The following is a 24,937-nucleotide window of genomic DNA, read 5'->3' on the forward strand; positions in this document are numbered from 1 at the left end:
CATTATCCTAAGCGGAGTCACCTGGACTGCATAGCGCACGGACTGCAGGACTATGGGGGCCTGGCACGTCTGGCAACTGGCCTAGGCAGAACGCCCGCTTATTTCAGCAGGCGCACATCAAATATGCCACCGGCTGTTGAGCCAGGTGCTGCCTCAAACTTTACCACCAGTGTAGTAGGTGCGTTGGCCTGCTGCAGAGCTTTGGGCAGTACATATTCTACGTCATAAAAGTCGCCCTGCGGGTTGCCCTGTAGGGTCACGTTGGTCAACGGCGTACCGTTTAGCAGAATGGTAAACCGCCGGTCTTTATCGCCGCTAGAGTACGTTATGCGCAGGGCGCGAGCGGCGCGGTTGGGGTTGCGCAGGTTGTAGCTGAACCAGCCCGTAGCGTGCCGCCAGTGCCGGTTGCGGTGGCTGCCCGATTCAGATTTCTCGCCCTGAAACCCGTGGTCTGATTCCGGCTGCTGCTCGCCGGGGGTCACCTGGTCAACGGTACGAGCTTCCAGCGCCCGTTTCTCTTCGTCTTTACGCCGTATTTCTTCCTTGCGCGCTGCCAGGCCTTCGGGAGTAGTTACGGGCCAGTACACCATGTAGCGGGCATCGTGAATTTGCGTAAACGGCACCAAGTGTACGTTGCGGTACTTATCAGAGTCAATCAGCCCAGCAGCCGAAAAAGTAAGCGCCTGGCCAGGTACGGGCGTGATACCCGCAGCCACATCTTGCCCAGCCGATACCAGTATCGGCGCTTCCTCTACCGGGTACAGTGGCCCGCTGGCAACGTGGGCCATGCGCTGGCCGTTCGCGTGCAGCCCCACCAAATCGGTAGTATCGGTAACGGCGGCTAGCACTACTGGCCCGTGCACGAACGAGACCCAGGGTGAATGATCGGGCATGTACTCCGCTTTGGTTTCCATGGGCAGGGCCAGGGTCACTACGTCGCCGGTGCGCCACTTACGCTGCACGGTAACATAGCCAGGTGAAGGCATACTCGTTTCTACCGGCTTGCCGTTCACCTGCACCTGCATCTGGCCGGCTGGCAGCCAGCTGGGTCGCCGAATGCTGAGCGCGAACTTGCGCGGCTTTTTCAGCTGCAGCTTTAAGTGTGAGCGTTCTTCCTTCGGGAAGGTAGTTTCCTGGGTTAAGGTCAGGCCTTGCTGGGGCCAAGTGAGGCGCGAGGGCAGGAACAGATTCACCAGTAATTCATCCTCCCCACGGTGAGCGTAGGCTAGCTCGCCGTACTTGCCGTGGTTCTCCAGCCCCGAGCCTACGCAGCACCAAAACCCTTCCTGCGGCTGCGAATACACGCGGTAATGGCGGGGGCGCATGGGCGTGAAATACACGAACCCACCCTGCCCCGGATGCTGCGTCGAGAGGATGTGGTTGTAGGTGGCACGCTCATAGTAGTCGAGGTAGCGCGTGGAGCCACTAGTGAGGTACAGCTGCTTGCTGAGCTTGAGCATGTTGTAGGTGTTGCACGTTTCCGGCCCCTCCGTACTTTCCAGCATGGAGGTGAAATTGGTAGCCGGGTTGAAGTGCTCACTCACGCTGTTTCCGCCAATGGATACCGTACGGTTTTCTACCACCGTCTTCCAGAAGAACGCCGCTGCATTAGCCCATGCCGGGTCGCCGCCCACTTCCGCAACTCGCTCAAAACCAATAACCTTCGGAATCTGCGTGTTAGCGTGCATGCCATTGAGCACGTCTTTTCCTGCCAGCAAAGGCTCCAGCACCACCCGATGTGAGAAGCGCTGGGCTAGGCGCAGGTATTTTGCATCACCTGTCAGCTGGGCTACATCAGCAAATATCTCGTTTAGGCCACCGTGCTCACTGCGCAGCATCTCCTGTATTTGCTCATCGGAAAGATTGGCCGTCAGATCGAGGCACCAATCCGTGAGCTTAATCAGCATTGCCTTCGCCTTTCCGTTACCGCCTACCACATAGGCGTCACGCAGGCCCGCGTAGGTTTTGTGCAGATTATAGAGGGGCACCCACTTCTGGTTGAGACCGAAGCTATTGGCATTAATGCGTCCTTCTTTCACCTGCTGCCACATGGCCCGGCCACCGGGCACGCCGCCCAGGTAGCCATTGCCATTCTGCTGCTGGCACCGCTCGAGCTGGTCAACCATATACGTGAGCCGCTGCTGCACCTGCGCGTCAGAGGTGGCGGCGTACATGTAGGCCAGTGCCGAGAGGTAATGCCCGCCCATGTGCCCGTCTAGGCCAGTATTTTCCCAGTTGCCATAACGCTCAGCCTTGGTGGGCAAACCGGCTTCAGCCAGGTACGGTGCCAGCAACCGATCAGGGTTTAGGGCCAGCATGTAGGCTTTGTCGGTTTGCTGAGCCACCTGAAAAGGGCTGGCCAGCAACTGCACTGCCGATACCGGGAAGGTTTCCAACAACTTCGTCTGGCCAGCAACGAGCCCCGGGGCTAACCAAGCACACAAAAGCAACCACCTATTCTGCATAACACTCAACTTGTTTCTGACCATCGAACTGCCTGGCGTTGCCGGCAATTAAATTGCGAAAGCAGCTTCCACCCAATTCTCTACAGATTTGAGCGGAAGCTGCTTTCAAATATACACCATACTATCGGCGGCCTACGCTGCCTTTGCCAACGGCGGCTGCAGGACTTTCCGGTGGTCCGAGGTAGGTGGCTGGCAGCTCACCGCGGCTAACCACGAGCTTCTCCAGCACCACGCCGGGGTCTACGCGCCAGAACTTCAGCGTGTGCGTGCCGGCGGCCGCTACGGTGTGCTGAGAGGTTTTGATGATGATGCTTTCCGCCACGGCTTGCTGCCAGGGTCTGTTGCCATTCTCGGCCGCTAGGCCAGTATGCAGGTTCACAATCTGAGGCGCTTCGTCATCGATAGAAACAGCGTACCGCAGGCCCTGCCCAGCGGTGAAGTTCAACGTGGGCGCCAGGTACGCATGCACCGTAACGGGCCCAGCCTGCTGCAGCGTAATGGCATACTGCAAGTGGGGCGACTGGCCACCCGGTGAAGCTTCCGACGCGGCCGTTACCGGGAATGCCGTTACGGCGCCCAGCGTACGACCTAGATCGGGCAGGTTTTGCCAGGTAACAGATCCACCATTCACCGCCTTCGTGTAGTGCTCAGCCTCCATGCTCACATAGCCATTGCTCTCCTGGAAGGCAGCTCCGGCCACTGGTGCCGCTACGGGCCTAGCGGCAGGTGCTGCCACTGGCGTAGCTGCGACAGTAGCATTGGTTAAGGTTTTTACCTCAGGCATTTTCTGCTCGTTGGGCTGCTGCCAATACGTGTAACCGATGTGGGTCTGGTCCATCATGTGGTTCCACTTACCTCCCGCTACGGCGTGGTAGCGTTTCGTGATTTCCGCATCCTTGGCGTACAGGGCCTTGGCTTTCTCGGCTAGCTCATTGGTGTTAGCCTGCGCCTTCTGCGCAGCATCGTGGTTCAGCGCCACCGTGTAGTAGAGCTCGTTGAGGTTGGCGCAGGCCTGCACGGGGTGCAATACCAGCTGGTAGTAGGCGTCGCGGGAGGCGGCCGGAATCTTCTGATTAATAGCCTCGGCGCGGGCCAGAAGCTGGTTGTAGTCAGCTACCACTGTGGCCCACTCGCCGGTGGCCAGGCTGTAGGTTTTCTGGTCCAGAAGCTCTGGCTTGCGGCGGGCGTTGTACTTGGCGTATTTGGCCAGGATGTCGGCAATATCTGCGGCATTCTTCTCGCCAAACTGCTGGGCTGCCCAGTGCTGAGTGTAGGCCGCCACGTCGGTAGCCTTGATCCGGTCGGGGTTCCAGGCGTAGTCGAGGAAGAAGCTGATGGGCAGCTCCATGGGCTTCAGGTCGCCCACGTTCACAATCCAGATCTGGTTGGCACCATACTCATGAGCCAGGTGCATTTGCTCCCAGATGCGCGGCAGTGGGTTCGTGTTCAGCCACTTGTAGTTGCGAGGGCCACCCACGTAGTCGAAGTGATAGTAGATGCCGTAACCGCCGCTACGCGCTTTTTCGGTTTGCTTGGGCAGCTTCCGGATGTTGCCCCAGTTGTCGTCGCAGAGCAGCAGCGTTACGTCGTCGGGCACGCGCATGCCGCGGTCGTAGTAGTCCTGCACTTCCTTGTAGAGAGCCCATAACTGAGGCGTTTGCTCGGCGGGTTTGCCGGTGGCTTCAGCCAGAATCTTGCGCTGGTCGGCCACAATACGCTCCAGTAAGGAGATGTTGCTTTCCTCGCTCATAGGCTCGTCGCCATCACCACGCATCCCAATGGTCACGATGCTCTCGTGGGTACCCATATTCACGATGCCTTGGCGCCAGAAATCCTGCAGCGTCTTCTGGTTGGTCTGGTAGTTCCAGGGGCCCGCGCCATAGCGCTTCCATTCCTGCTGAGCGCGGAGCATGGGCTCGTGGTGAGAGGTACCCATCACAATGCCGTACTCATCGGCCAGCACCGGGCTTTGCTTATCATCATCGTTGAAGGCGTTGCCCCACATGGCGGGCCACAGGTAGTTGCCTTTCAAGCGCAGAATCAGCTCAAAAACGTGCACATACATTTTGGAGTTGATGCCACCAAACTTCTCCTTTGCCCAGCCAGAAAGCGCCGGAGCTTCATCATTGAGGAAGATGCCACGGTACTTCACTTTCGGCTCACCCTGCGAATGACGGCCCGCCGTTACGTACAGGGACTTCTGCTCCTTCACTGGTACATCAGCCCACCAATACCACGGCGACACTCCTATTTGCTGCGACACGTCATAGATGCCGTAGATGGTGCCGCGCTTATCACTGCCGGCAATTACCAGGGCGCGGTCGATGCCGGGCAGGGGCTTCTCCACCACCTGCACCAACGACACCTCCCACTTCCCGGCAATTCCCGACACATCGAGCTTCTTGCTCTGCACCAGTTGATCGATGAGCGAGCTTTTGCCCAGCGTGCCAATGAGGACTACCTCTTTGCCCTTCGGCGCCTGATCAGTCGTCAGGGTAGGCTGCAGCTTGGTTACGCGGTTGATGTCGGCCTGCAGGTCTTTAGCGGCCCGTAGCACGCCCGACCAGTCAGAGGAGCTGACAAACAGCGGCGCCGTTTTGCCAGATGCCGCCAGGGTAAAGCTGCCTTTGCTCTTCTTAGCCGAAACGTACTGCTCGCTCAGGCCAGTTGGTGTATCGGCCCAACTTTGGGCGTAGGCCAGTAAGAGTAATAGGAAGGCCCCAAACAGCCAGCGTGGTGGCCTGATGAGACGGGTTAGATGGGAATGTGGAGTGGGCATAAGCGCGGAAAAGAGGATGCTGTTAGAAGCTATATTCCAGAGGCCTAGAAGTTCACTACTTCCTGAAAAGCCTTCTTGGGCTTTAGGTTTTGGTCAAAGAGCAGAGGATAGTTTTTGCGGCCAGGCACGGGGTAGGTATCCAGCCAGCTGTATTGGTCCGATACATTCCAGAAGGTCACGCCGGTCATCACGTTCTTGTAGTCGCGAAACACGCGGAAGAACATCTTGTACTGCTCGGCCTGCTTCTGCTCCAGCGCCGGCGTATAAGCATCTGACTCGCCGGGGCGTCTCTGGCGGCGTTCCTTTTCCCAAGGATAAATAGACACGTCGAGTTCCGTAATCTGCACCTTCAGGCCCAGGGAAGAGTACTGCTCAATAGCCTTGCGCAACTCGGCCTCCGTGGGCTCCTGCAACGACCAGTGTCCCTGCAAGCCTACCGCATCAATCGGTACTTTAGCGTCTTTCAGCTTCTTGAGCAGCTTGTACACCCGCTCCCGCTTTTCGGGGCGCTCGGTGTTGTAGTCGTTGTAGAACAGCACGGCCTTGGGGTCGGCTTCGTGGGCGTATTCGAAGGCTTTGGCGATGAAATCCTCGCCGCAGATCTTGTACCACTCGGTGTCGCGCAGGAACTCGTTGGGGTTGTCGGCAATGGCTTCATTTACCACGTCCCAGGCGTAGATTTTGCCTTTATAGCGCTTTACCACCGTGAAGATGTGGTCGTGCAGGCGCTTCAACAGCACTTCCTTACTCACCTGCTTGCCTTCCGCATCCTTGAACAGCCACTTGGGCGTTTGCTCGTGCCAGAGCAGGTTGTGGCCCCGTACGCGCAGCTTGTTCTTCTGGGCGAAGTCTACAATGGCGTCGGCATCGGTCCAGAAGTAGCGGTTTTCCTCCGGATGAATCGGGCCCATTTTCATGGCGTTTTCCGGCGTTATGCTGTTGAACTGCTGTTTAATCAGCTCCGCCTCGGCACCTTTCAGCTGCTTTGCGCCTACGGCTACTCCAATCGGGAAGTAATTTTTGTAGGCCTCTTTAAGTGTTTTTTCGGCAACTGGGCGCTGGCTGCTGAGCAGGCCCAGGCCACCAACCAGCAGGGCCGCCAGGGAAAGTTTGCGTACAGGGAACGGGGTGGATGTCATATCGGTCAGGAGGAGAATTATCTGAACGCCAAGGGGGCAGCTTGCTTAACAGCTGGCCTGCTGACGTTAGGTGATGTAGAGACGCAACATTTTGCGTTTGCTCGTTGCTGAGGTTGTTTGCCTGGAGACGTTCTAGGCCAGTCGTTCAACGACGAGACGCAAAATATTGCGTCTCTACATCGTTCAGGCCTCAGTATGTGAGATGTCTCGGCACGCTTGCCATGATGGGCTTGATGTTCTATTTCAGCTCCAGCACCACCACCGACTGCGGGGGAATCTCCACAGCCAATTTTTCGCCGCGCTTTTTGGCACCATTAAAGCTGGCCAGCTTCACGGTGTTGGGTTTCTCGAAGGTGTTGTAGTCATTGACTTTAGGCGAAGTCAGGATGCGGCCCGAAACCGATTTCCAGTTTACTCCTGCTAAAGCCGTTTCCAGCTTCTGGCTTTTCTGCGTGTCAAGATTGACCAGGGAAATGTGCACTACGCCGTTTTTGTCTTTAGAGGCAGAGGCGTTGAGTGCCGGGATTTTCTCAGCTCCCATCACGTACTCGGGACTAGTAAACTGCAAGGGCAATAGCTGCGCATCTTGGTGTACCTGATACAGGTCGAAGACGTGGTAGGTAGGCGTAAGCAGCATGCGCTCCTTGTCCGTCAGCACGAGGGCTTGCAGCACGTTTACAGCCTGGGCCAGGTTGGCCCCGCGCACTCGTTCAGCGTGATTGTTGAAGATGTTAAGCGTAGTGCCCGCCACCAGCGCATCGCGTAGGCTGTTCTGCTGAAACAGGAAGCCGGGGTTCGTGCCAGGTTCCACGTCGGTCCACACGCCCCACTCATCTACCAGCAGCGCCACCTTTTTCTGAGGGTCGTACTTGTCCATGATGGCGGAGTGCTTGGTCACGATAGCCTCCATTCGCAGGCAGTTGCGCATGGTGTTGAAGTACTCCTGCTCACTGAAGCCAGTGGCCTTGCCCTTGCTACCCGTCCAGCTGCCGGTGGGTAGCGTGTACTGGTGCAGCGTCAGGCCCCACATCATGTTCAGCGGAATCTTCTTCATGCACGTCTCCGTCCAGTTGGCGTCGTCGCCGTTGGCACCGCTCACAATTTTCTTGAGCGGTGGTGAGCCGGGGTAGTTGTGCGCGAAGGTGGCATAGCGCTTATACACGTCGGTGTAATAGTCGGCCGTCATGTTGCCGCCGCAACCCCAGCTTTCGTTGCCAATGCCCCACCACGAAACACCGTACGGTTCCGGGTGGCCGTTTTTGCGGCGCTCCATTACCAAGGGCGTGTTACTGTTGGAGTTGAGATACTCCATCCAGCCGGCCATTTCCTGCACGGTGCCGCTGCCTACGTTAGCCGCCAGGTAGGGCTCAGTGCCGAGCAGCTTACACAGCTCCAGAAACTCATGCGTTCCGAAGGAATTGTCCTCCAGATTATTGCCCCACCACATGTTCAGCATGTTGGGGCGCTGGGCCGTGGGCCCCACCCCGTCGTGCCAGTGGTAGGTATCGGCGAAGCACCCGCCGGGCCAGCGCAAGTTAGGCACCTTAATCTTACGCAGGGCCTCCACAATGTCCATCCGAATGCGGCCCTGCTTGGGCACATTCAGCTTTTCATCCACCCAAAACCCATCGTACACGCAGCGGCCCAGGTGCTCCGCAAAGTGACCGTAAATGTGCTTGCTGACCTGCACCTTCGGGTCGCCGGGCTGCACGGTCATTTGCACGGTTTGGGCCGCGGACCCGTAGGCCAGGCCCAGGCCTAGGCCTAGCGTAAGACCTACGCGGCGGAAAGCGGATATCGAAGAAGTGGTCGGGGATGGGCTAGATGATAAGGGCATGGGTGGAATGGACAGGATGAAATTCAAAGGGCGTAAAAAAACGTCATGCTGAGCAAAGTTGAGGTACCTGGCAAGCTGAAGTTGAGGTTCTATCCCAACGTCAGCACGCGAGATGCTTCGACTTCGCTCAGCATGACGTTACTCGCGGGTATCGCTACCCCTACTTTCTACAGATAAAACGGCCCCGGCCGGCCCCCCAATTCCCTTTCCCCTGAGCAGCCAGCCGGTTTCGTTTTATTCTGTTAGATATACTGGTTGATGATGGCTTCCAGCCACTCCTGCTTGCCGCTGCGAGGCACTGGCTCGCCGGTTTTGAGGGCGATAGTGCGCAGGTCTTCCAGCGTGAGCTGACCGTTCTCGTAGGCCTGTCCTTCGCCCGAGTCGAACGAGGCGTAGCGCTCCGTGCGGAACTTGCGGTAAGGCGACTTTTCCAGGATGTCGTTGGCTACTACCAGGGCCCGAGCGAAGGTGTCTATGCCGCTGATGTGGGCAATGAAGATATCCTCCAGGTCGGTGGAGTTACGGCGGGTTTTAGCGTCGAAGTTGATGCCGCCGGGCGTGATGCCACCGGCCTCCAGAATGATGAGCATCGACTCCGTCAGCTCGTTCAGGTTGTTGGGGAACTGGTCGGTATCCCAGCCGTTCTGGTAGTCGCCGCGGTTGGCGTCCATTGAGCCCAGCATGCCGGCATCAGCCGCTACCTGCAGCTCGTGCTGGAAAGTATGGCCAGCCAGCGTGGCGTGGTTTACCTCCAGGTTCAGCATAAAGTCGTTCTCCAGGCCGTGCTCCTTCAGGAAGCCAATTACGGTAGCGGCGTCGAAGTCGTACTGGTGCTTGGTGGGCTCAGCGGGCTTAGGCTCAATGAAGAACTTACCGGTGAAGCCCTGCTTGCGAGCGTAGTCGCGGGCCATGGTCAGGAAACGCCCCATGTGGGCCTGCTCCCGCTTCATGTCGGTGTTGAGCAGGGTCATGTAGCCTTCACGGCCACCCCAGAACACGTAGTTTTCGCCGCCCAGCGCGATAGTAGCATCCAGGGCATTCAGCACCTGCGTACCCGCGTGAGCCACTACCTGAAAATCGGGGTTAGTGCTGGCCCCGTTCATGTAGCGCGGGTTCGAGAACACGTTGGCCGTGCCCCACAGCAGCTTCACGCCGCTGGCGGCCTGGTGCTCCTTGGCGTAATCAACGATGGTCTGGAGGTTACGCTCATACTCCTGCAGGGAGGAGCCTTCGTCTACCAGGTCAATATCGTGGAAGCAGTAGTAGGGCGTGCCGAGCTTGGTGAAGAACTCGAAGGCAGCATCCATCTTATCCTTGGCGCGGCCAATGATTTCGCTGTGGGCGTCCCAGGCAAACTGCTTGGTACCGGGGCCGAATGGGTCGCCGCCCGTGCCCGTGAACGTGTGCCAGTAGGATACTGCAAAGCGCAGATGCTCCTTCATGGTCTTACCCGCTACCATGCGGTTCTCGTCGTACCACTTAAAAGCAAGCGGGTTATCAGACTCGCGGCCTTCAAAACGGATGGGTTCGATGCCGGTGAAAAACTCCGTCTTAGAAAGCGTGTTGGTGGACATGCTGTGGGGTGGTTTGTTGTGGTAGAATAGAATTCAGATTTTCTTGCCAGCGGGCGTAGGCCACCTGGTATTGCTCTTGCAGCTCGGGCTGCGGTGCCAGCGTCAGGATGCGCTCGAGGCCGATGAAGGCGTCGTCGGTGCTGGCGTACACTCCCGCCCCCACACCAGCGCCACGGGCTGCGCCCTGGGCCGCATCGGTGTTGTAAAGCTCCAGCTCTACTCCGGCGCAGTTCACAAATGCCTCCCGAAACACGGGGCTCAGGAACATGTTGGCGTTGCCGGCACGCACCTTGCGCACCTGCACGCCCGACTGGCGCATGATGTCAATGCCGTAGTTTAGGGCGAAGACGATACCCTCCTGGGCGGCACGCAGCACGTGGCTGCGGCTGTGCACGTTGAAGTTCAGTCCGCGCAGCTCAGCGTTGGTTGGTCGGTTTTCCAGAATGCGCTCGGCACCGTTGCCGAAGGGCAGGAACACGAGGCCCTCCGCTCCTACCGGCGCTTGGGCGGCCAGCTGGTTCATCTCGTCGTAGGGTATCTCGCCTACTACTTTGCGCAGCCAACTGTTGAGAATGCCGGTGCCATTCATGCACATCAGCACCCCATTTTTGGGCTGCTCTTGGGTGCTGTTTACGTGCACAAAGGCATTCACGCGGGAGCGTGGGTCGGCGGTGGGCGTTTCGCTGATGCCGTACACCACGCCGCTGGTACCAGCAGTGGCGGCTATTTCGCCGGCGTGCAGCACGTTAAGCGAGAAGGCGTTGTTGGGCTGGTCGCCGGCGCGGTAGCTGATGGGCGTACCAGCGTGCAGACCTAGCTCCTGCGCCGCTTCGGCCGTCAGGCGGCCCTGCTCTGAGAAGGTTGCTACCACTTCAGGCAACAGGTCGCGGCTGATGCCATAGTAATCCAGCAAATCCTGGGCAATAGCCTGCTCCCGGAAGTTCCAGAATACCCCTTCCGATAGGCCCGAGACCGTAGTCTGCATCTGGCCGGTCATCTGGTAGGCAATGTAGTCGCCGGGCAGTTGAATCTTATGGATTTGGGCGTAGATAGCGGGCTCGTTTTCCTTTACCCACTTCAGCTTGGAAGCGGTAAAGTTGCCTGGTGAGTTCAGGTAGTTACTGAGGCAGTGCTCCTCGCCCAGCTCAGCAAACGCCTGGTTGCCCAGGTCCACGGCGCGGCTGTCGCACCAGATAATGGCGGGGCGCAGCACTTTGCCCTGCTCATTGAGCAGCACGAGGCCGTGCATTTGGTAGGTAATGCCAATGCCAGCTACCAGGGAAGTATCGAAACCGTAGTTGTGCCTGAGCTCCTGGGTGGCATTAATGGCTTCCTGCCACCACCGCTCGGGGCGTTGCTCGGCCCAGTCGGCTGCCTCCACGGTAATCTCCATCTCCTTTTTAGGCGACGTCACGCTAGCCAGGCATGTGCCCGTTTCAGCGCTAAGCAAAGCCACCTTAATAGAGGAGCTGCCGATATCAAACCCGAGTAGGTATTTCATGGGTGGAACTGCAGTAAAGCGTCGGTGACGGGAGCGGCACAGCCAACTCCCATGATAAAGTTATATTTTAGATACAAGTTCCAGCGTCAGACTTACCGGAGTGTGTAACCACTCACCCGGCGCTTTACCCTCATTTCGTTACCGAATATACAGCAACAACTAATACCGCACGACAATTGAAAAAGCCCTCAAATGGCTAAAATCTAAATAAAACTACCGAAACCGTTTCCGAAAACGGTTTCGGTAGGTAATAAGCTGTAATTTTATTTTCGTAGAATATCTTCAAATAATCAAACGCCTAAAGGGCGAGTCATTGTCAAACGGCTCGCCCTTTATTATAAATAGTACTATTTGCTATAGTTACTCTATTCCGCTAGGCCAGTACATGAGCAGATCTACCGTTAAATAGACACATTGGTGCCCTAGATACCAAGGCTTAGTGGCCTAACAATCTTAGGTGAGACCGGACTGAGGCTTCCTCAGGGCTACCCCCTTAACCAGGCAGTAGTGCTTTACTACTTGCTCTTCTGGGCGGCTGCCTGTACAACGCTCTGAAAAGCCGGCTTAGCCTCATAGTTGCGGCCAAACAGCAGCGGGTAGCTGGTGCGCCCTCTGATGGGCCAGTCGTTGAGCCAGGAATCCGCATCTGTCACGCCCCATAGCGTGATGCGGTCAATAACGTCGCGGTGTTTATGAAACAGGGCAAACAGGTCGGCGTACCGGTTGGTCAGCTGCTGCTGCACTGAGTCGGGCAGGCCAGCCTGGTAAGGATTATATTGGGTAGCGGCGGCGTAGTTTTCGGAAATATCGGCCCCACCCTGACGGCGGCTAGGCTTCGGCAGCACATCAACGTCCAGCTCAGTAAAGTTAACGTGCACCCCCAGTTTCGAGAAGGCCACAATGCTGGCCTCAATCTGCTCAATACTGGGCTGTTTCAGGCCATAGTGCCCCTGCATCCCGATAGCCGTAACCTTGACGCCTTTCGCCTGCAGGCTTTTTACCAGTTTAATCACTCCCTCTCGCTTTTCCGGCCGAAAGAGGCTGTAGTCGTTATAGTAGAGTTCCGCTTTGGGGTCGGCCTTGTGAGCATATTCGAAGGCCTTGGCGGCGAAATCTTCACCGAGGATTTCCAGCCACTTGGTTTTGCGCAGGTCTCCCTGCTGGTCATCAATGGCTTCATTCAGCACATCCCAACCGCCAATCTTTCCCTTGTAACGGCCTACTACAGTGTTGATGTGCTCTTCCAGACGCTTCAGTAGCACCTCCCGGCTTACGGGCTTGCCGGCCTCATCCTCAAATACCCATTTCGGCGTTTGTTGATGCCACATGAGCGTATGCCCAATGATAAACATGTTGTTCTGCTGCCCGAAGGCTACGTAGTCATCGGCAGGCTTAAAGTTATAGGTATTGAGTTGCGGGTGCACTGGCCCCCACTTGAGCAGGTTTTCGGGGCTGATGGTGTTGAACTGCTGCTTAATGAGAGCGGTAGCCTTGGCATCCTGGCCGTTGAGTTGCCGGTAGTTGAGCGCCGCGCCCACATAGAAATCCTTTTTGAACGCGTCTTTTAACGTGGGCTGCGCCTTTTGCACAAACCCCAGGGCCACACCCGCTAAGGCAGTAGTAAGTAAAATGTTTCTTGCTTTCATGGATAAGGAATTTCAAAGCCTGGGGTAGAATAGGTGCTCCGGCACGACCAAAGCCTATTAGGGGCTGATGGCGTCCGCTATTACTGTTATGCATCAGGTGGCCTGAAACAGCCTGTTCAACCTGAAGTATTAAGCCCACTTCGGGCTGAACAGGCTGATTGAAGCCTCAGATTTATTGCCGGGGCTTTCGTCTGCATACCTGGCAATAGGCCACACAGAGAGGATAAGGTCGTGCTGGCTTACTTGGTTTGGAAGGTGGAGGCGGGTAATCCTTCCTTGTTATAGAGCTTCGTGCCCTCGGGGTTGTCGGCCCAAGCGTAGCGCACTGATACCGGCTGCGGCACCTGGTCGCTCCACACTACCACCTTGTTGCCTTCAATTTTGGCGTTAGCCCACACGTACTTGTTATCGGCACCAGCAATGGCGAAGTACTGCAAGTTGTCGCCGCCCTTGGCTACCAGCCCACTCCCGGTGTTGGTGAAAGAAATCGTGACTTTGTTGCCGTTCACCTGCATCGACTGGTACAGGGGCCCCATGCTTACAATCTTCTTCTCCCCGTAGGCCACTGATTGCGCTGCCAGCGCGAGGCGGTGGCCTACGGTCTGCTTATCAAGGGGGTGAATGTCGTTCCACTCGCCCACATCCATGAGCACGGCCATACCGGTGTTGGGCACGGCTAGCGTGCGGCGCTGCGCATCACGCAGGGCAGCCCACCCACTCTCGCTGGGCTCCTTCTTCACGGCCATAAAGTTGGGCAGCTGCGCGTAAATGAAGGGCATGTTGGGCTGCTGCTTGTGTGCCCGCCAATCAGTGATGAGGCTAGTAAGCAGGGCCTGGTAGTCCTCGGGGTGGCCAGCATTCGACTCGCCCTGATACCAGAGTACGCCTTTCACGGCGTAGGGCAGCACGGGCGCAATCATGCCATTATACAGTCCTCCGGGTTGGTACTGGAAGGTGGTAGTGCCCGGCGTGGGCTGCATGGTGGCGCCCAGCTTGTACTGCCACAGGCCGCGCAGGTCAATGGTTTGCCCGCCGCCCGTGAGCTGGTAATTTTTGCCCATTGTGAAGCCGCCGCGGCCTCCGTTGCTGATCAGGCGCACTACTATTACATTTTTGCCGGCCTTCAGCACATTGGGCCCAAAGTCGTATTTACGTGGCGGGTACTGGTAGCCTGTAGTGCCAACCAGTAGGCCATTAATGTAGGTAGAATCGGCGTCAACGAGCGTGCCTAGCTCCAAGCGGGCCGGTTTGCCTACCATACTGGCGGGCACCTCTACCTCTTTCCGAAACCACATTACGCCATTAACCTGGCCCAGCGGGGTTTGATCGGCCCAGTAGCCCGGCACGTTCATAGTGGCCCAGCTGCTGGCATCGTAACCCACCGCCGACCACTTTGTCTGGCCTGGGGCTTCGCCCTGGTCGGTCTGGTGCAGGCGCTTATACCAGTCGGCTACGGCGGCGCCCTCCCGCTGCTTGATACCGGCTACCAGGGCACTGTCCCGGTACTTGGCACCCTGCTGCTCATAGGTGGGGAACTGCTTGAGCGCCTCGGCACTCAGCCAGGCCTCGGCCGGCGAGCCGCCCACTGCATCCTTAATAATACCCACCGGCACCTGGTATTTCGCGCTTATCTCCTTGGCGAAGAAGTAGGCCACTGCCGAAAACTGCAGAATGCTTTGCGGATCAGCGCCCACCCAGGAACCACCCGTCAGGTCAGTCTGTGGTCCTTTGAAGGCGTAGGTTAGCGGCACAGTAAACTGCCGGATGCGCGGGTTATTGGCTTGCGCTACTTCCTGCGGGTACTTGTCGCGCACCCGGCTCATGGGCGTTTCCATGTTCGACTGCCCCGAGCAGAGCCACACGTCACCCACATACACATCCTTCAGGGTGATGTTGTTGCTGGCCGTAATATCCATCTGGTACGGCCCACCGGCTTTCAGGGCGGGCAGACTGATCTGCCACTTACCAGCGGGGCCAGTCGTAGCCTGGTAGGTTTTTCCGTTGAACTTCAGGGCTACTTTCTCGCTGGGTTTGGCCCAGCCCCAAATATTTACCTTCGTGTCGCGCTGCAGCACCATACCGTTGCTGACCAGCTTCGGCAGTCGCACTTGCGCAATTGTTTCGGTAGGTGTCAGCAAATAGCCGCCGAGTACCGCAAGCACTAGGCCTTTCCGACCCAGGGTAAGTGACTTGGGAACCAAAGAGCCAGAAAAAAGTGAATGCATCATATGAGGGGGTTGATTAATACATATAAGGTTTGATTTACCACGTAGCCCACGGTTAGGGCCAGGCGGCGCAATAAGTAACCAGGCCTAGCTAGCGGCTGGCAGTGCCTGCCCCTGGTTAATGGAGCGGGCTTGAAGGGGTATGGCGGCTAATCTGTGTCAGCCAACTCATACCGCCAGGCCACTAATTCTCTTGCCTCCTTGGCCGCATGTCATTAGCAATAATGGCATCCAGATTACTCGCTGGCGGCTCTATGGCAGCGGGAAGTGGCATATGGCTGAACTGCTGGAAGTACAGCAGGCAGGCATCTTTCCACTGCACAGCGTTGCCGCTTTGGCTCCGCAGCTTGTATTGCACCACGGCAAACCGCTCGGCGTCTACGTAAGGCTGAGCTTTGTCCCACACTTTTTGAAACTGGCGTACCTGCTGCACGCCCTTGTCGTAGTGGTAGCCTAGCTCTTCCCACAGGGTGTGGCCGCTTTTCATCCTGAAGTCCCAGGGCAAGTGATGAAACCACAGCAGGTACTCATCGGGGCAGGTTTGGGGGTCGTTGAGCTGAGAAGCTAAGGGCTCGTGGTACTGGCTAACCGCATTACTACCGGTTCTGGTTCGGTTGAAGCCTACCCCCGTAGAGTCAGCTTGGTGGTAATAAGGCGGTGTCCAGTCGGCGCGCATTTTGGGCGGCGCCCACCACGGGCCGGGGCCATAGTGCCCGCGGGTGGCCGACATAATATGGTGCAAGCCCAGCGGCATGGAGTAGTTGACGGCAGTTTCGCGGCTATCCAGCATCATCTGCTTTACCGGAGCCAGAAAATTGGTGTTCCAATCAGCGGCGTACTTCGGGGCGGCACTTTGCGGAGCTGTGGCACCGTAAAACGTAAGCTTCAGCCACTCGTCGGCTATCTGCGCACTCTTCAGGGAGTTGTTCCAGGCCAGTCGGCCGAAGGCATACCAGTTGGCTTGGGCAAAATCGTGGCCGGTCCAGTTGGTGTCCAGGCCGACGTTTGATACCCCGGCCATGGCCGTATGTTTTTGCGGGTACACGCTGCCATCGGTGCAGCGGGCCACGGTGCTGCCCGTCCCGGCTTGGTAGGTGTCGCTTTGCAGGCACTCCTCCCACATCGTCGAGAGGAACACCAAATCAATGGCGTGCCCCAGGTACTCCTGCGTTATCTGAAACTCCGGCATCACGGACGTCTTCTTCAGCGCCCCGAACAGCGGACTGAACGGCTCGCGGGGCTGGAAATCAACCGGCCCGTTTTTCACCTGAATGATAACGTTGTCGCGGAATTTACCGTCCAGGGGCACAAACTCGTTGTAGGCCTGTTTCGCCCGGTCCTTGTCGTTGGGGCTGTACACAAAGGCGCGCCACATCACCATCCCGCCGTAGGGCTTTACCGCATCGGCCAGCATGTTGGCGCCGTCGGCGTGGGTGCGGCCGTAATCCTGGGGGCCGGGCTGGCCTTCGCTACTGGCTTTCACCAGGAAGCCGCCAAAATCCGGAACCAGCTTGTAGATTTCCTTGGTCTTGCTTTGCCACCAGGCCGCCACAGCTGGGTCCAGCGGGTCCGAGGTCTTTAGGCCACCCAGCAACGCCGGCGAGGTAAACTTCACCGCCAGATACACCTTCACCCCGTACGGGCGGAATGCATCGGCAATGGCTTTCACCCGGACCAGGTACTCAGGCGTCAAAATCAGCTGTGAGGCATTTACGTTATTGATCACGGCGCCATTGATGCCCACTGAGGCATTAGCGCGAGCGTACTGCTGCCAGCGGGTTTTATCCTCGGCGGTAGTCACCAGGGCGTTGTCCTTGCGCCAGAAGATGGATTGCCCGGCGTACCCGCGCTCCACCGACCCGTCGGGGTTGTCCCAATGGTTGAGGAGGCGGTGCTCATATGATGGATTCAAAAGACCCTCTGACACTGCCTGGCCCGTTTGCTGGCGCCGCAGCATCTCAAACACGCCGTACAACAGGCCTGCCTCCGTAGTCGCCTGCACCCCGTTTGGGATAAGTCGAAACCCATCGTACTTAATGGCTTTATCCTTCTTGAGAGTCAGCGACACCGACGCGCCGGCTTTTCCTCGCCAGCCTTGCTGCAATTCCTGCTTGGCCATGGCCACTACGGGAGAGTTTGTCGCGGAGGACACTACCTTAACGGGCACGGCCTGTTGCTTACGCAGCCACAGTTGGTGCCCGTCTTCGGCGCGCAACCCGGCTGAGGTGCTCAGGAGGAGCAGAATAAAAAGTAGCTTTCTCATGGATGGGAATTGGGTAAATCGGGAGTTGAGGTGCAGAAGGCCAGCCTAGGCCACTATTTCACCGGCGCCACGCCCTCGGTGGTCTGCACTATTTTCTGGATGGTGCCATCGGCGTTGTACTTCAGGTAGTCCACGCAGATGGAGCGACGGTAGCTGCCGCCGGTGGGCAGGGAGCCGTTGTGGTAGAAAAAATAGCTCTTACCCTTGTAGTCGATGATGCCGGGGTGGGTAGTAAAGCTGTTGGGCACATTCTCCTGAATAATGCCTCGGTACGTCCAGGGGCCGGTGGCGCTGGGGGCCGTGCAGTACTCTATCATTTCGGGCTTGGTGCCGGCGCTGGCGTACACGAGGTAATACAAGTTCTTGCGCTTATACACCCAAGGGCCTTCGATGTAGTTTCTGGGCGTAATGAAGTTGATGGGGCCAGCCAGCTCGGTCAGGTTGTCCTTGAGCTTCACCCAGCGGCAGCTTAAGTTACCCCAGTACATGTAGACCTGCTTGTCGTCGTCCACGAAAACCGTGGGGTCGATGTCGTCCCAGGCGTGCGGCTTGTCCTTGGTCATCTCATTCACGATGAGCGCCTTGCCAATAGCATCCCTGAACGGCCCGGTAGGCCTATCTGACACGGCCACGCCAATTGCCGCGCCGCCCTGGCTGTTGCCGTCCTTCTTATGAAACGTGGATACAAACCAGTAGAACTTGCCGTTGTGGTACACGCACTGAGCCGCGTAGGCGTCGCCGGTGGCCCAGGCAAACGTGCGGGGCGAGAGGCGCGTGCCATAGTCTTTCCAGTGCACCATGTCGGTGGTGGAATAGATGCGCCAGTCGGGCATTTTGTAGTTTGTTTCGCTTACTGAGGCCGTATCATGGCCGGTGTAAAGAAACAGCGTATCGCGGTACACCAAGGGCGCGGGGTCGGCGGTGAATACATCTTTGATAATGGGGTTTTGCGCCTGCGAAGGCAGGTAGGCCAGCAGGGTCAGCAGGGCAATGAGCCAGTTCTTTTTCATTGGGGTCGGATACTGGTTGGGAAGGCTATAGAGGCTCTGATAGGGCCGTGCGGTTGGCGGGCTACCTAAAACAGGCCTTGGGCAAACAGGTACAGGTCGTGGCGCCACACGGGCCAGGTATGGCCGCCGGGGTACTCGCTGTACACATACTTGATGCCTAGCTCATCCATCTTGGCGCGCATCACCTTGTTGTTGGCGTAGGCAATGTCTTCAGGCCCGCCCATTGAGAGCCACAGCTGCTTGAGGTTGGTGTTAATGGTGCCCGCGTTGGCCTTCATGTAGGCATACTGGGGGTCAGATAAGGCCGCGTTGTTGGCCAAGAAGCCTGAGCTGAACACGCCTAAGTGAGCAAACATGTCCGTGTTCTTCATGCCCGCGTAGAGCGTTTGCAGGCCACCCAGAGAGAGGCCTGCCAGCGCCCGGTTATTAGCCCCAGCCGCCACCCGGTAATTGCTTTCCACCACGGGCAGCACGGTTTGCTTTAGCTCGTCCTCAAAGCGCTTTAGCGTACCCTCGTTGAAGCCCGCTAGGCCACCGGGGCCACCCATGTTACCGTCGAGCATCACCACGAGCATGGGCTTGGCTTTTTTGTCGGCAATCAGGTTGTCCAGAATTACATCGGTTTTGCCCTGCCTGGCCCAGCCGGTCTCGTCTTCGCCGCCGCCATGCAGCAGGTAGAGCACCGGGTATGTAGTGGTAGTGCTGGCATCGTAGCCGGCGGGCGTGTACACGAAAAACCGCCGCCATGAGTTGGTGACTTTAGAGAAGTACCGCCGCTCCCGCACCTCGCCGTGGGGCACGTCGCGCAGGGCGTAAAAGCTGGTGCCGCGGCCCGGAATCTCAATGCCGCTGGCCATGCGGCCCATGCCATAGAACGTGTCGCTGGCGGGGTCGGCTACGGGCAGGCCGTCGAGCACCAGGGAATAGTAGTGCAGGCCGCGGCTCAGCGTATCGGTGGTTACGGTCCAAGTGCCGCTGCTGTCCTTCACCATGTCGTACTTGCGGCCTAGGTCCAGCTGGGCCTTTTGCACACCAGGGGCCTTCAGGCGAAAAACGGCGCGGTTATCGGGCAGAATCTGGGGGTATTTGGCGTTGCGCACGTTGGTGGCGGCTGGTGTGCCCAGCACGGTGTAGGTGGGCAGCGCGGCAACATCAACGGGCTTAAACAGCTGCTGCGAGAACATGTACAGTCCGTTTTTCCAGACCTTAAAATCGTGCCCGCCAGCTTCGAGGTAGTACACGTGTGGCACCCGGTGCTCGTAGAGGTAGTCGTGGGTGCGCTGGCTGATGGGCAGCAGGCCGTCCTGGTCGCCGCACGAAATCCAGAGGAGCTTGAGCTGCTTTTTTGCCTTTTCGGGGTCGGGCACCAGCTGTTCGGGCTGTTTCGTGTTGGGGGCCGACGAAAAGCCGCCCACCCAGGCAAACGTATCCAGGTTACCCAGCCCAAAATTCAACGACTGCCCCCCTCCCATCGACAGGCCAGCCACGGCCCGGTTCTCGCGGTTTTTGAGCGCCGGATACGTCTTCTCAATGTAGGGAATGAGGTCAGTCAGCAGGTCTTTCTCGAAGTTAGCAAATGCGGCTACCTTATCCGGCCCGTAGATATTGCCAACGGGCCGGTCGTCTTTCATAGCCCGGCCGTTGGGCATCACCACCAGCATGGGCTTGAGCTTACCCGCCGCGTATAGGTTATCCAGAATCACCTGCGGACGCCCTCCCTTCAACCACTCCTTTTCGTCGCCGCCAATGCCGTGCAGCAGGTAGAGCACCGGATACTTCTTCCGCTTGGAATAACCCGGCGGTGTATACACCAGCGCCTTACGCACCGTGCCCACGGTTTTTGAGGAGTAGCTGATGCTGTCAATTTTACCCGCAGCAATGCCGGCCGTGGGCTGGTCGAAGCCCTTGGGAGCTTCCATGACCATTTTCTGAGCAAAAGCGCTGCTTACACTCAGCACCACAACACTCAGGATGGCGGGGACTATGTTTCTCATACCTCAGGAAGAGGCCTAGCAGGCCAGATAGTGGATGTAAATCAGACAGAGTGCAATCGAGAGTCTTCTTGTCTCTAGTCAAACTTGACCCAGTCAATAGCTACAGGCGTGTTGGTTTTGGAGGACACAACCAACGCATGCGTGCCGGGCTTGAAGGCTGATACAGGTGCTTTTATCTCCTGCCACTGGCTGCTCTTCGGCACGGTTACCTGGGCTAGTAGCGGGCCGGTAGCCCCATCAGTGCGCAGTTGCACTGTGGCGCCCGCGGCAGCCTGCACACGCAGCGTTACTGTTTTAAGGGCCTGCTTGCCGAAGGCCACGTCGTTGTATTGCACCCAGCCCTGGTTGTTGGCAAACACCGTTTTCCAGCCCTGGAAGGTGTTGGACGTGTCCAGAAAGGCAATGGAAGCGCCACGGCTGCTCAGGCGACTGTAGCGGTCCAGCTGAATTTTCTGGCGGGCATCAGTCAGGCCTACGCCGCGCAGGGTGGGCACTACTTTGCGAATGGTACCATCGGGCTCAAAAAACAGGCTGTCGATGCGCACCGAGCGATTCTTGTCGAAGGTAGGCGACAGGTCGTTGTGGTGGTAGAACAAATACCACTGGTTCTTAACCTCTAGCAGGGAGTGGTGGTTGGTCCAGCACCCCGTCGGCGACTCGTCCATTAGCACGCCCTTCACCGTGAACGGACCCAGGGGGCTGGTGCTGGTAGCGTATTCAAGCCGCTCGGTCTTGTTGGCCACGTGCGGGTAGGTGAGGTAGTAGGTGCCGTTGCGCTTGAATAGGTAGGGTCCTTCCTTCAGGCCTTTGGTCGGTAGCTCGCCCAGCGTCACGGGCTCGGAGGCCAGCTCCAGCATGTTTTCTTTGAGCTTGGCCCCATAGATGTTGCCCTGCGACCAATACAGGTAGGCCTGTCCATCCTGGTCGATAAATACGTTGGGGTCGATGCCGCGCACCCCCTTAATGGGCTGGGGCTCCGGCATGAAGGGGCCGGTGGGCTTATCGGCTACGGCTACTCCTACCGTAAAGCCCTTGTTGATGGTCGTGTCCTTGGGGGTAGTCGGGAAGTAGAAGTAGTACTTGCCGTTGCGCGCAATGCAGTCGGGCGCCCACATGCTGTAGCTGTCGGGCTTCACCCAGGGCACTTTGTTTTGCGTGACGATGACGCCGTGGTCGGTCCAGTCGGTGAGGTTAGCGGAGGAAAACACGTGGTAGTCTTCCATCACAAACCAGCCGGCCCGCCCCCGACCGGGCGCGGCCGGAATATCGTGCGAGGGGTACACGTACACCCGTCCGTTAAACAGGCGCGCCGTGGGGTCAGCCGTGAATTGGTTGGTAATAATCGGGTTCTGCGCCTGGGCCGCACCGCCCACGAGGCAGGCTAGGACAGTCAGGATACAGTATAGTTTGTGTTTCAGCATATGTGGGTAGGAATTCGAGTAGGATTTGAAGTCAAAAGAGGTCGTCATGCTGAGCGCAGCCGAAGCATGACCGTTGGGTAAAAGCTACTTAGCTCCGGTAAGTGTCTCCGTAATGCGGAAGTAGTCGAAATCGGCATAGCCGCCCGCCTGCTTCGTGGCGTAGTTGAACAGCCCAAACCGGTAGCCCATGAAGTGAGGCAGCGTGTAGGCCATCTTGAGCGGGCCGCCAATGGCTTTCCACGTTTTGCCATCGAGGCTGTAGAAAAACGTCGCCACGTCTTTGCGCTCCGTAAAGTCGCATTCCGCCTTGAAGTACACCGTATTCTGCGTCAGCGGCAGGCGTTGCAATTCCACGGGTTTCTCCGTCTCGGCGCTAACCATAACGATGGACTTCTGGCCGTTGCGCGACTCCACTCCTACTAGGCCGTAGCGCTTTTGCAGGAGGGCCAGGCCCGCGAAGTCGCCGTCTTTCAGATGCGACACATCCAGGGCGGTGGTGCCGGCGCAAGTCGGGCCGATGGTGCGCTGGGTGAGCGTGTTACGGGCCAGCAGGAAGGTAGTGTCCGTGCGGCCGGTTTTGAGACGCAGGTAGCCCGCACGGTCGGTGAGCGACCAGAGGGAGTTTTCAGGGTTGTGGTTCCACTGCCACACCAAGGGTAGGGCGGGCTCGCCCTTGCGCCGGCTAAACTCATCCGAGGCTACGATGCCCGGAATCAGGCCTTTACTGGCGGGTAGGGCCAGCGTCTGGGGCACCTTGCCAGCCGGGCTACCCAGCACCGGCCAGCCATCGGCCCAGGTCACGGGCACTAGGTACGGGATGCGGCCCACGGCGCCGTAGTCGCGGAACAGGTAGGAAAACCACCGGCCATCGGGCGTATCGATGAGGCCGCCCTGGGCCACGCCTAGGTCTTGCAGCGCCACCCGGCCTTCGTAGGGGCCAGTGAGCTTGTCGGCCCGATGCACCACCACGGTGCGCATGCCGCCTTTGGGCCAGGTGATGTTGAAGAGGTAGTACTTGCCTTTGATTTTGAACAGCTGCGACCCTTCGGCGGGTAGACCTAGGTTGGGGCCGGCTGGGGTGCTGGCATTTTCAATCAGCACCTGCTCCGTGGCGCCAGGCTTCACGCCAGAGGCGTCGGCCTTCAACTCAATTAGTTGCAGCTTACCGGCCCCAAACACTAGGTACACACGGCCATCGTCATCAAAAAACAGGGAGTGGTCGTGGTAGCTCGGCTTGAACGACACGGCTTTCCAGGGGCCCTTCTCGATGTTCTTGGTCGAATAAATGTAGGTCTTGCCCGTGGTCTGGGCGAAGGTCGAAACGTAGTAGGTACCGTTGTGAAACCGCAGGCTACTGGCCCACGACCCGCGGCCGTAGGTGCTCTTGCCGTTGCGCAGCGTCAGCTCATCTTGGGTACCCAGCGTGTCGGAGGCGTAGCTCACGAGGTGCCAGTTCACCAGGTCCTTCGATTTCATGATGGGCACCCCCGGCGTCATGTGCATGGTGGTGCTGCTCATGTAATAGGTGTCTCCTACCCGAATCATGGACAGGTCCGGCACGTCGGCGAAGATGATGGGGTTTTGCGCCTGCTTCACCTGCGCTGTCAGCGGCGCCACTACCGCCGCCGCGAAGAACACGCCAATAGCTAAAACACTCCGTTTCAAAGAATAAGGCATAGGCCACAAACGCTGAGGTGAGTAGAGAATCGAACTTAAGCAGGCTTGATAGCCTGGTATTTGCCGCTTAAGTGCAGCAAGCTGAAGAGATATAGCAGGCCGTCGTAGTAGGGGTCAAAGTAGCCGTCCTCGTAGGGGGTCAGCTTGGCGTTCCAGAGGGCGTGCACGAAAGCCAGGTCCCGGTCTTGATGCATGAGTGAGGCCGAGGCGCTGGTGGCAACCAGGCCCAGGGAGTGCCGCAGCTTCTTGACGTCGCCGGCTTGCAGAATAAACTCAGGCCGTGAGCCGTCCACGTTGAACTGGTCTTCGAAGGTATTCACCCCTTTGCTGCGCAAAAACCCTTGGAAGCGCCGCGCATACTGCTGCTGCCAGGCCTTGTCCTTGCCAAACCACACGTAGTCCATGGCAATGTTCATGGGCACCCGCCACGAATCGTAGCGGAAGGCGGGCGGCGCCCACTTGGTGGCGTGGGGCTGGCCGCTAAACTCGGTGTAGTCGTAGTTGAGGCCGGTGGGCGCGGCGCAGGCGCGGTGCAGAAACGCCCGCGCCGTATCGGCGCAGGCCCGGTAAAACGGCTCGTGCCCGTCCTTGGCGTAGGTGGCCCACACTTCCAGAAAGGCCGGCACGTGGTACGAGGGGTCCGTCCAGTTATACATATCCCCTACCGGCACAAAGGTGATTTGCTTGTGCTCAGTATTGAAGAGGTTGCGCACGCCGCCCGTACCGTCTTTTTTCCACGAGGCATCTAAAATGCGACGAGCTTCCTGGTAGTAGTTGATGCCGGTGGCATTTCCCCACCGGTTGGCGGCAAACAGCAGGCTGGTGATGAAGTACAGCTCGCCATCCGAAGCGGGTCCTTCCGAATTGAGCTTCATGGTGGTAGTGCTGAAACTCCAGGCGAAGTAGCCTTCCAGCGGGCCACTCTGGTGCTGCAAGTTCTTTTTTGACCAGCGCCAGAGACGGTCAAACACCTCCTTTTTGTTCATCTGCACCGCCACCATCATCCCGTACGACATGCCTTCGGTGCGGGCATCGTGGTTTTTCACATCCGACACGTAGGCCATCGAGTCGCCCACCTCGAAGTACACCTTGTTGGGCCCTTCAAACACATCGTGGTAGGTCTGGGCTACTTTCTGGTCGATGGCGGCCTGGCTGTAGCCTGCCTGCCGTAGCAAACTAGGGTACTTACCCGTGTAAAAAGCTCCTTTTTGCGCGTTGGGTGCCAGTTTGGGCTTGGAGGTGCGCTGGGCAGACGCACTACCTAGGCCAGCACATTGCAAGCCTAGCAGCAGCAAGCCAACCCAACTGCGGTGAAGGAAAGAGAAACGTGCATTCATAGAGTGAAGACAAAGGGCGGTGGAGCGGCATTTTGCACAGGTTTTCCGCTCGGTATGGGGGTAGGAAGA

Annotated in this window: 14 protein-coding genes; all 14 read right to left on the reverse strand. The window is 58.0% G+C overall.

Annotated features, from left to right (window positions below; genetic code table 11):
* Window positions 1–98: 98 nt before the first annotated feature.
* The 14 genes from HMJ29_RS19265 to HMJ29_RS19330 all read right to left on the reverse strand — a co-directional run bounded on the left by HMJ29_RS19265 (window position 99) and on the right by HMJ29_RS19330 (window position 24,868).
* A complete protein-coding gene (locus HMJ29_RS19265) occupies window positions 99–2,396 on the reverse strand; it encodes a glycoside hydrolase family 127 protein (protein ID WP_244679018.1) in 2,298 nt (765 codons plus the stop codon).
* A gap of 190 nt (window positions 2,397–2,586) precedes the next feature.
* Window positions 2,587–5,244 (reverse strand): glycosyl hydrolase 115 family protein, encoded by a 2,658-nt coding sequence (locus HMJ29_RS19270; protein WP_171593020.1) that lies wholly within the window; start codon window positions 5,242–5,244, stop codon window positions 2,587–2,589.
* A 44-nt stretch (window positions 5,245–5,288) separates the two neighbouring features.
* The gene (locus tag HMJ29_RS19275; RefSeq protein WP_171593021.1) at window positions 5,289–6,383 is read right to left on the reverse strand and encodes an endo-1,4-beta-xylanase; all 1,095 of its coding nucleotides are present in this window, start codon (window positions 6,381–6,383) and stop codon (window positions 5,289–5,291) included.
* 238 nt (window positions 6,384–6,621) lie between these two features.
* Window positions 6,622–8,220, reverse strand: a complete 1,599-nt coding sequence (locus HMJ29_RS19280; protein ID WP_171593022.1) for an alpha-N-arabinofuranosidase — start codon at window positions 8,218–8,220, stop codon at window positions 6,622–6,624.
* 242 nt (window positions 8,221–8,462) lie between these two features.
* The gene (gene xylA / locus HMJ29_RS19285; protein ID WP_171593023.1) at window positions 8,463–9,794 is read right to left on the reverse strand and encodes a xylose isomerase; all 1,332 of its coding nucleotides are present in this window, start codon (window positions 9,792–9,794) and stop codon (window positions 8,463–8,465) included.
* Entirely contained in the window at window positions 9,772–11,295 is a 1,524-nt protein-coding gene (locus HMJ29_RS19290; RefSeq protein WP_171593024.1) for a xylulokinase, read from the reverse strand. The genes xylA and HMJ29_RS19290 overlap by 23 nt, the downstream gene beginning before the upstream one ends.
* A 515-nt stretch (window positions 11,296–11,810) precedes the next feature.
* Complete coding sequence (locus tag HMJ29_RS19295) at window positions 11,811–12,941, reverse strand: endo-1,4-beta-xylanase (protein ID WP_171593025.1); 1,131 nt, start codon at window positions 12,939–12,941, stop codon at window positions 11,811–11,813.
* Between the two features lie 239 nt (window positions 12,942–13,180).
* Window positions 13,181–15,169, reverse strand: a complete 1,989-nt coding sequence (locus HMJ29_RS19300) for a sialate O-acetylesterase (protein WP_244679017.1) — start codon at window positions 15,167–15,169, stop codon at window positions 13,181–13,183.
* 181 nt (window positions 15,170–15,350) lie between these two features.
* Complete coding sequence (locus HMJ29_RS19305) at window positions 15,351–17,429, reverse strand: alpha-glucuronidase (protein WP_171593026.1); 2,079 nt, start codon at window positions 17,427–17,429, stop codon at window positions 15,351–15,353.
* 53 nt (window positions 17,430–17,482) lie between these two features.
* Entirely contained in the window at window positions 17,483–18,439 is a 957-nt protein-coding gene (locus HMJ29_RS19310) for a glycoside hydrolase family 43 protein (protein WP_171593027.1), read from the reverse strand.
* A 65-nt stretch (window positions 18,440–18,504) separates the two neighbouring features.
* On the reverse strand, window positions 18,505–20,433 hold the full coding sequence (locus HMJ29_RS19315; protein WP_171593028.1) for an alpha/beta hydrolase-fold protein: 1,929 nt from the start codon (window positions 20,431–20,433) through the stop codon (window positions 18,505–18,507).
* 74 nt (window positions 20,434–20,507) lie between these two features.
* The gene (locus tag HMJ29_RS19320; protein WP_171593029.1) at window positions 20,508–21,854 is read right to left on the reverse strand and encodes a family 43 glycosylhydrolase; all 1,347 of its coding nucleotides are present in this window, start codon (window positions 21,852–21,854) and stop codon (window positions 20,508–20,510) included.
* Between the two features lie 84 nt (window positions 21,855–21,938).
* Window positions 21,939–23,492 carry a glycoside hydrolase family 43 protein gene (locus tag HMJ29_RS19325; protein WP_244679380.1) on the reverse strand — a complete coding sequence of 518 codons (1,554 nt, stop codon included), beginning with the start codon at window positions 23,490–23,492 and terminating at the stop codon, window positions 21,939–21,941.
* A 74-nt stretch (window positions 23,493–23,566) separates the two neighbouring features.
* Window positions 23,567–24,868 (reverse strand): family 8 glycosyl hydrolase, encoded by a 1,302-nt coding sequence (locus HMJ29_RS19330; RefSeq protein ID WP_171593031.1) that lies wholly within the window; start codon window positions 24,866–24,868, stop codon window positions 23,567–23,569.
* Between the last annotated feature and the right edge of the window lie 69 nt (window positions 24,869–24,937).

This window comes from Hymenobacter taeanensis, assembly GCF_013137895.1.
Lineage (GTDB): Bacteria > Bacteroidota > Bacteroidia > Cytophagales > Hymenobacteraceae > Hymenobacter > Hymenobacter taeanensis.

Excerpts from the sequence above, each read along its gene's own strand:
- HMJ29_RS19270 (WP_171593020.1), bottom strand. The coding sequence starts at position 5,244 with ATGCCCACTCCACATTCCCATCTAACCCGTCTCATCAGGCCACCACGC.
- HMJ29_RS19275 (WP_171593021.1), bottom strand. The coding sequence starts at position 6,383 with ATGACATCCACCCCGTTCCCTGTACGCAAACTTTCCCTGGCGGCCCTG.
- HMJ29_RS19280 (WP_171593022.1), bottom strand. The coding sequence starts at position 8,220 with ATGCCCTTATCATCTAGCCCATCCCCGACCACTTCTTCGATATCCGCT.
- xylA (WP_171593023.1), bottom strand. The coding sequence starts at position 9,794 with ATGTCCACCAACACGCTTTCTAAGACGGAGTTTTTCACCGGCATCGAA.
- HMJ29_RS19290 (WP_171593024.1), bottom strand. The coding sequence starts at position 11,295 with ATGAAATACCTACTCGGGTTTGATATCGGCAGCTCCTCTATTAAGGTG.
- HMJ29_RS19295 (WP_171593025.1), bottom strand. The coding sequence starts at position 12,941 with ATGAAAGCAAGAAACATTTTACTTACTACTGCCTTAGCGGGTGTGGCC.
- HMJ29_RS19300 (WP_244679017.1), bottom strand. The coding sequence starts at position 15,169 with ATGATGCATTCACTTTTTTCTGGCTCTTTGGTTCCCAAGTCACTTACC.
- HMJ29_RS19305 (WP_171593026.1), bottom strand. The coding sequence starts at position 17,429 with ATGAGAAAGCTACTTTTTATTCTGCTCCTCCTGAGCACCTCAGCCGGG.
- HMJ29_RS19310 (WP_171593027.1), bottom strand. The coding sequence starts at position 18,439 with ATGAAAAAGAACTGGCTCATTGCCCTGCTGACCCTGCTGGCCTACCTG.
- HMJ29_RS19315 (WP_171593028.1), bottom strand. The coding sequence starts at position 20,433 with ATGAGAAACATAGTCCCCGCCATCCTGAGTGTTGTGGTGCTGAGTGTA.
- HMJ29_RS19320 (WP_171593029.1), bottom strand. The coding sequence starts at position 21,854 with ATGCTGAAACACAAACTATACTGTATCCTGACTGTCCTAGCCTGCCTC.
- HMJ29_RS19330 (WP_171593031.1), bottom strand. The coding sequence starts at position 24,868 with ATGAATGCACGTTTCTCTTTCCTTCACCGCAGTTGGGTTGGCTTGCTG.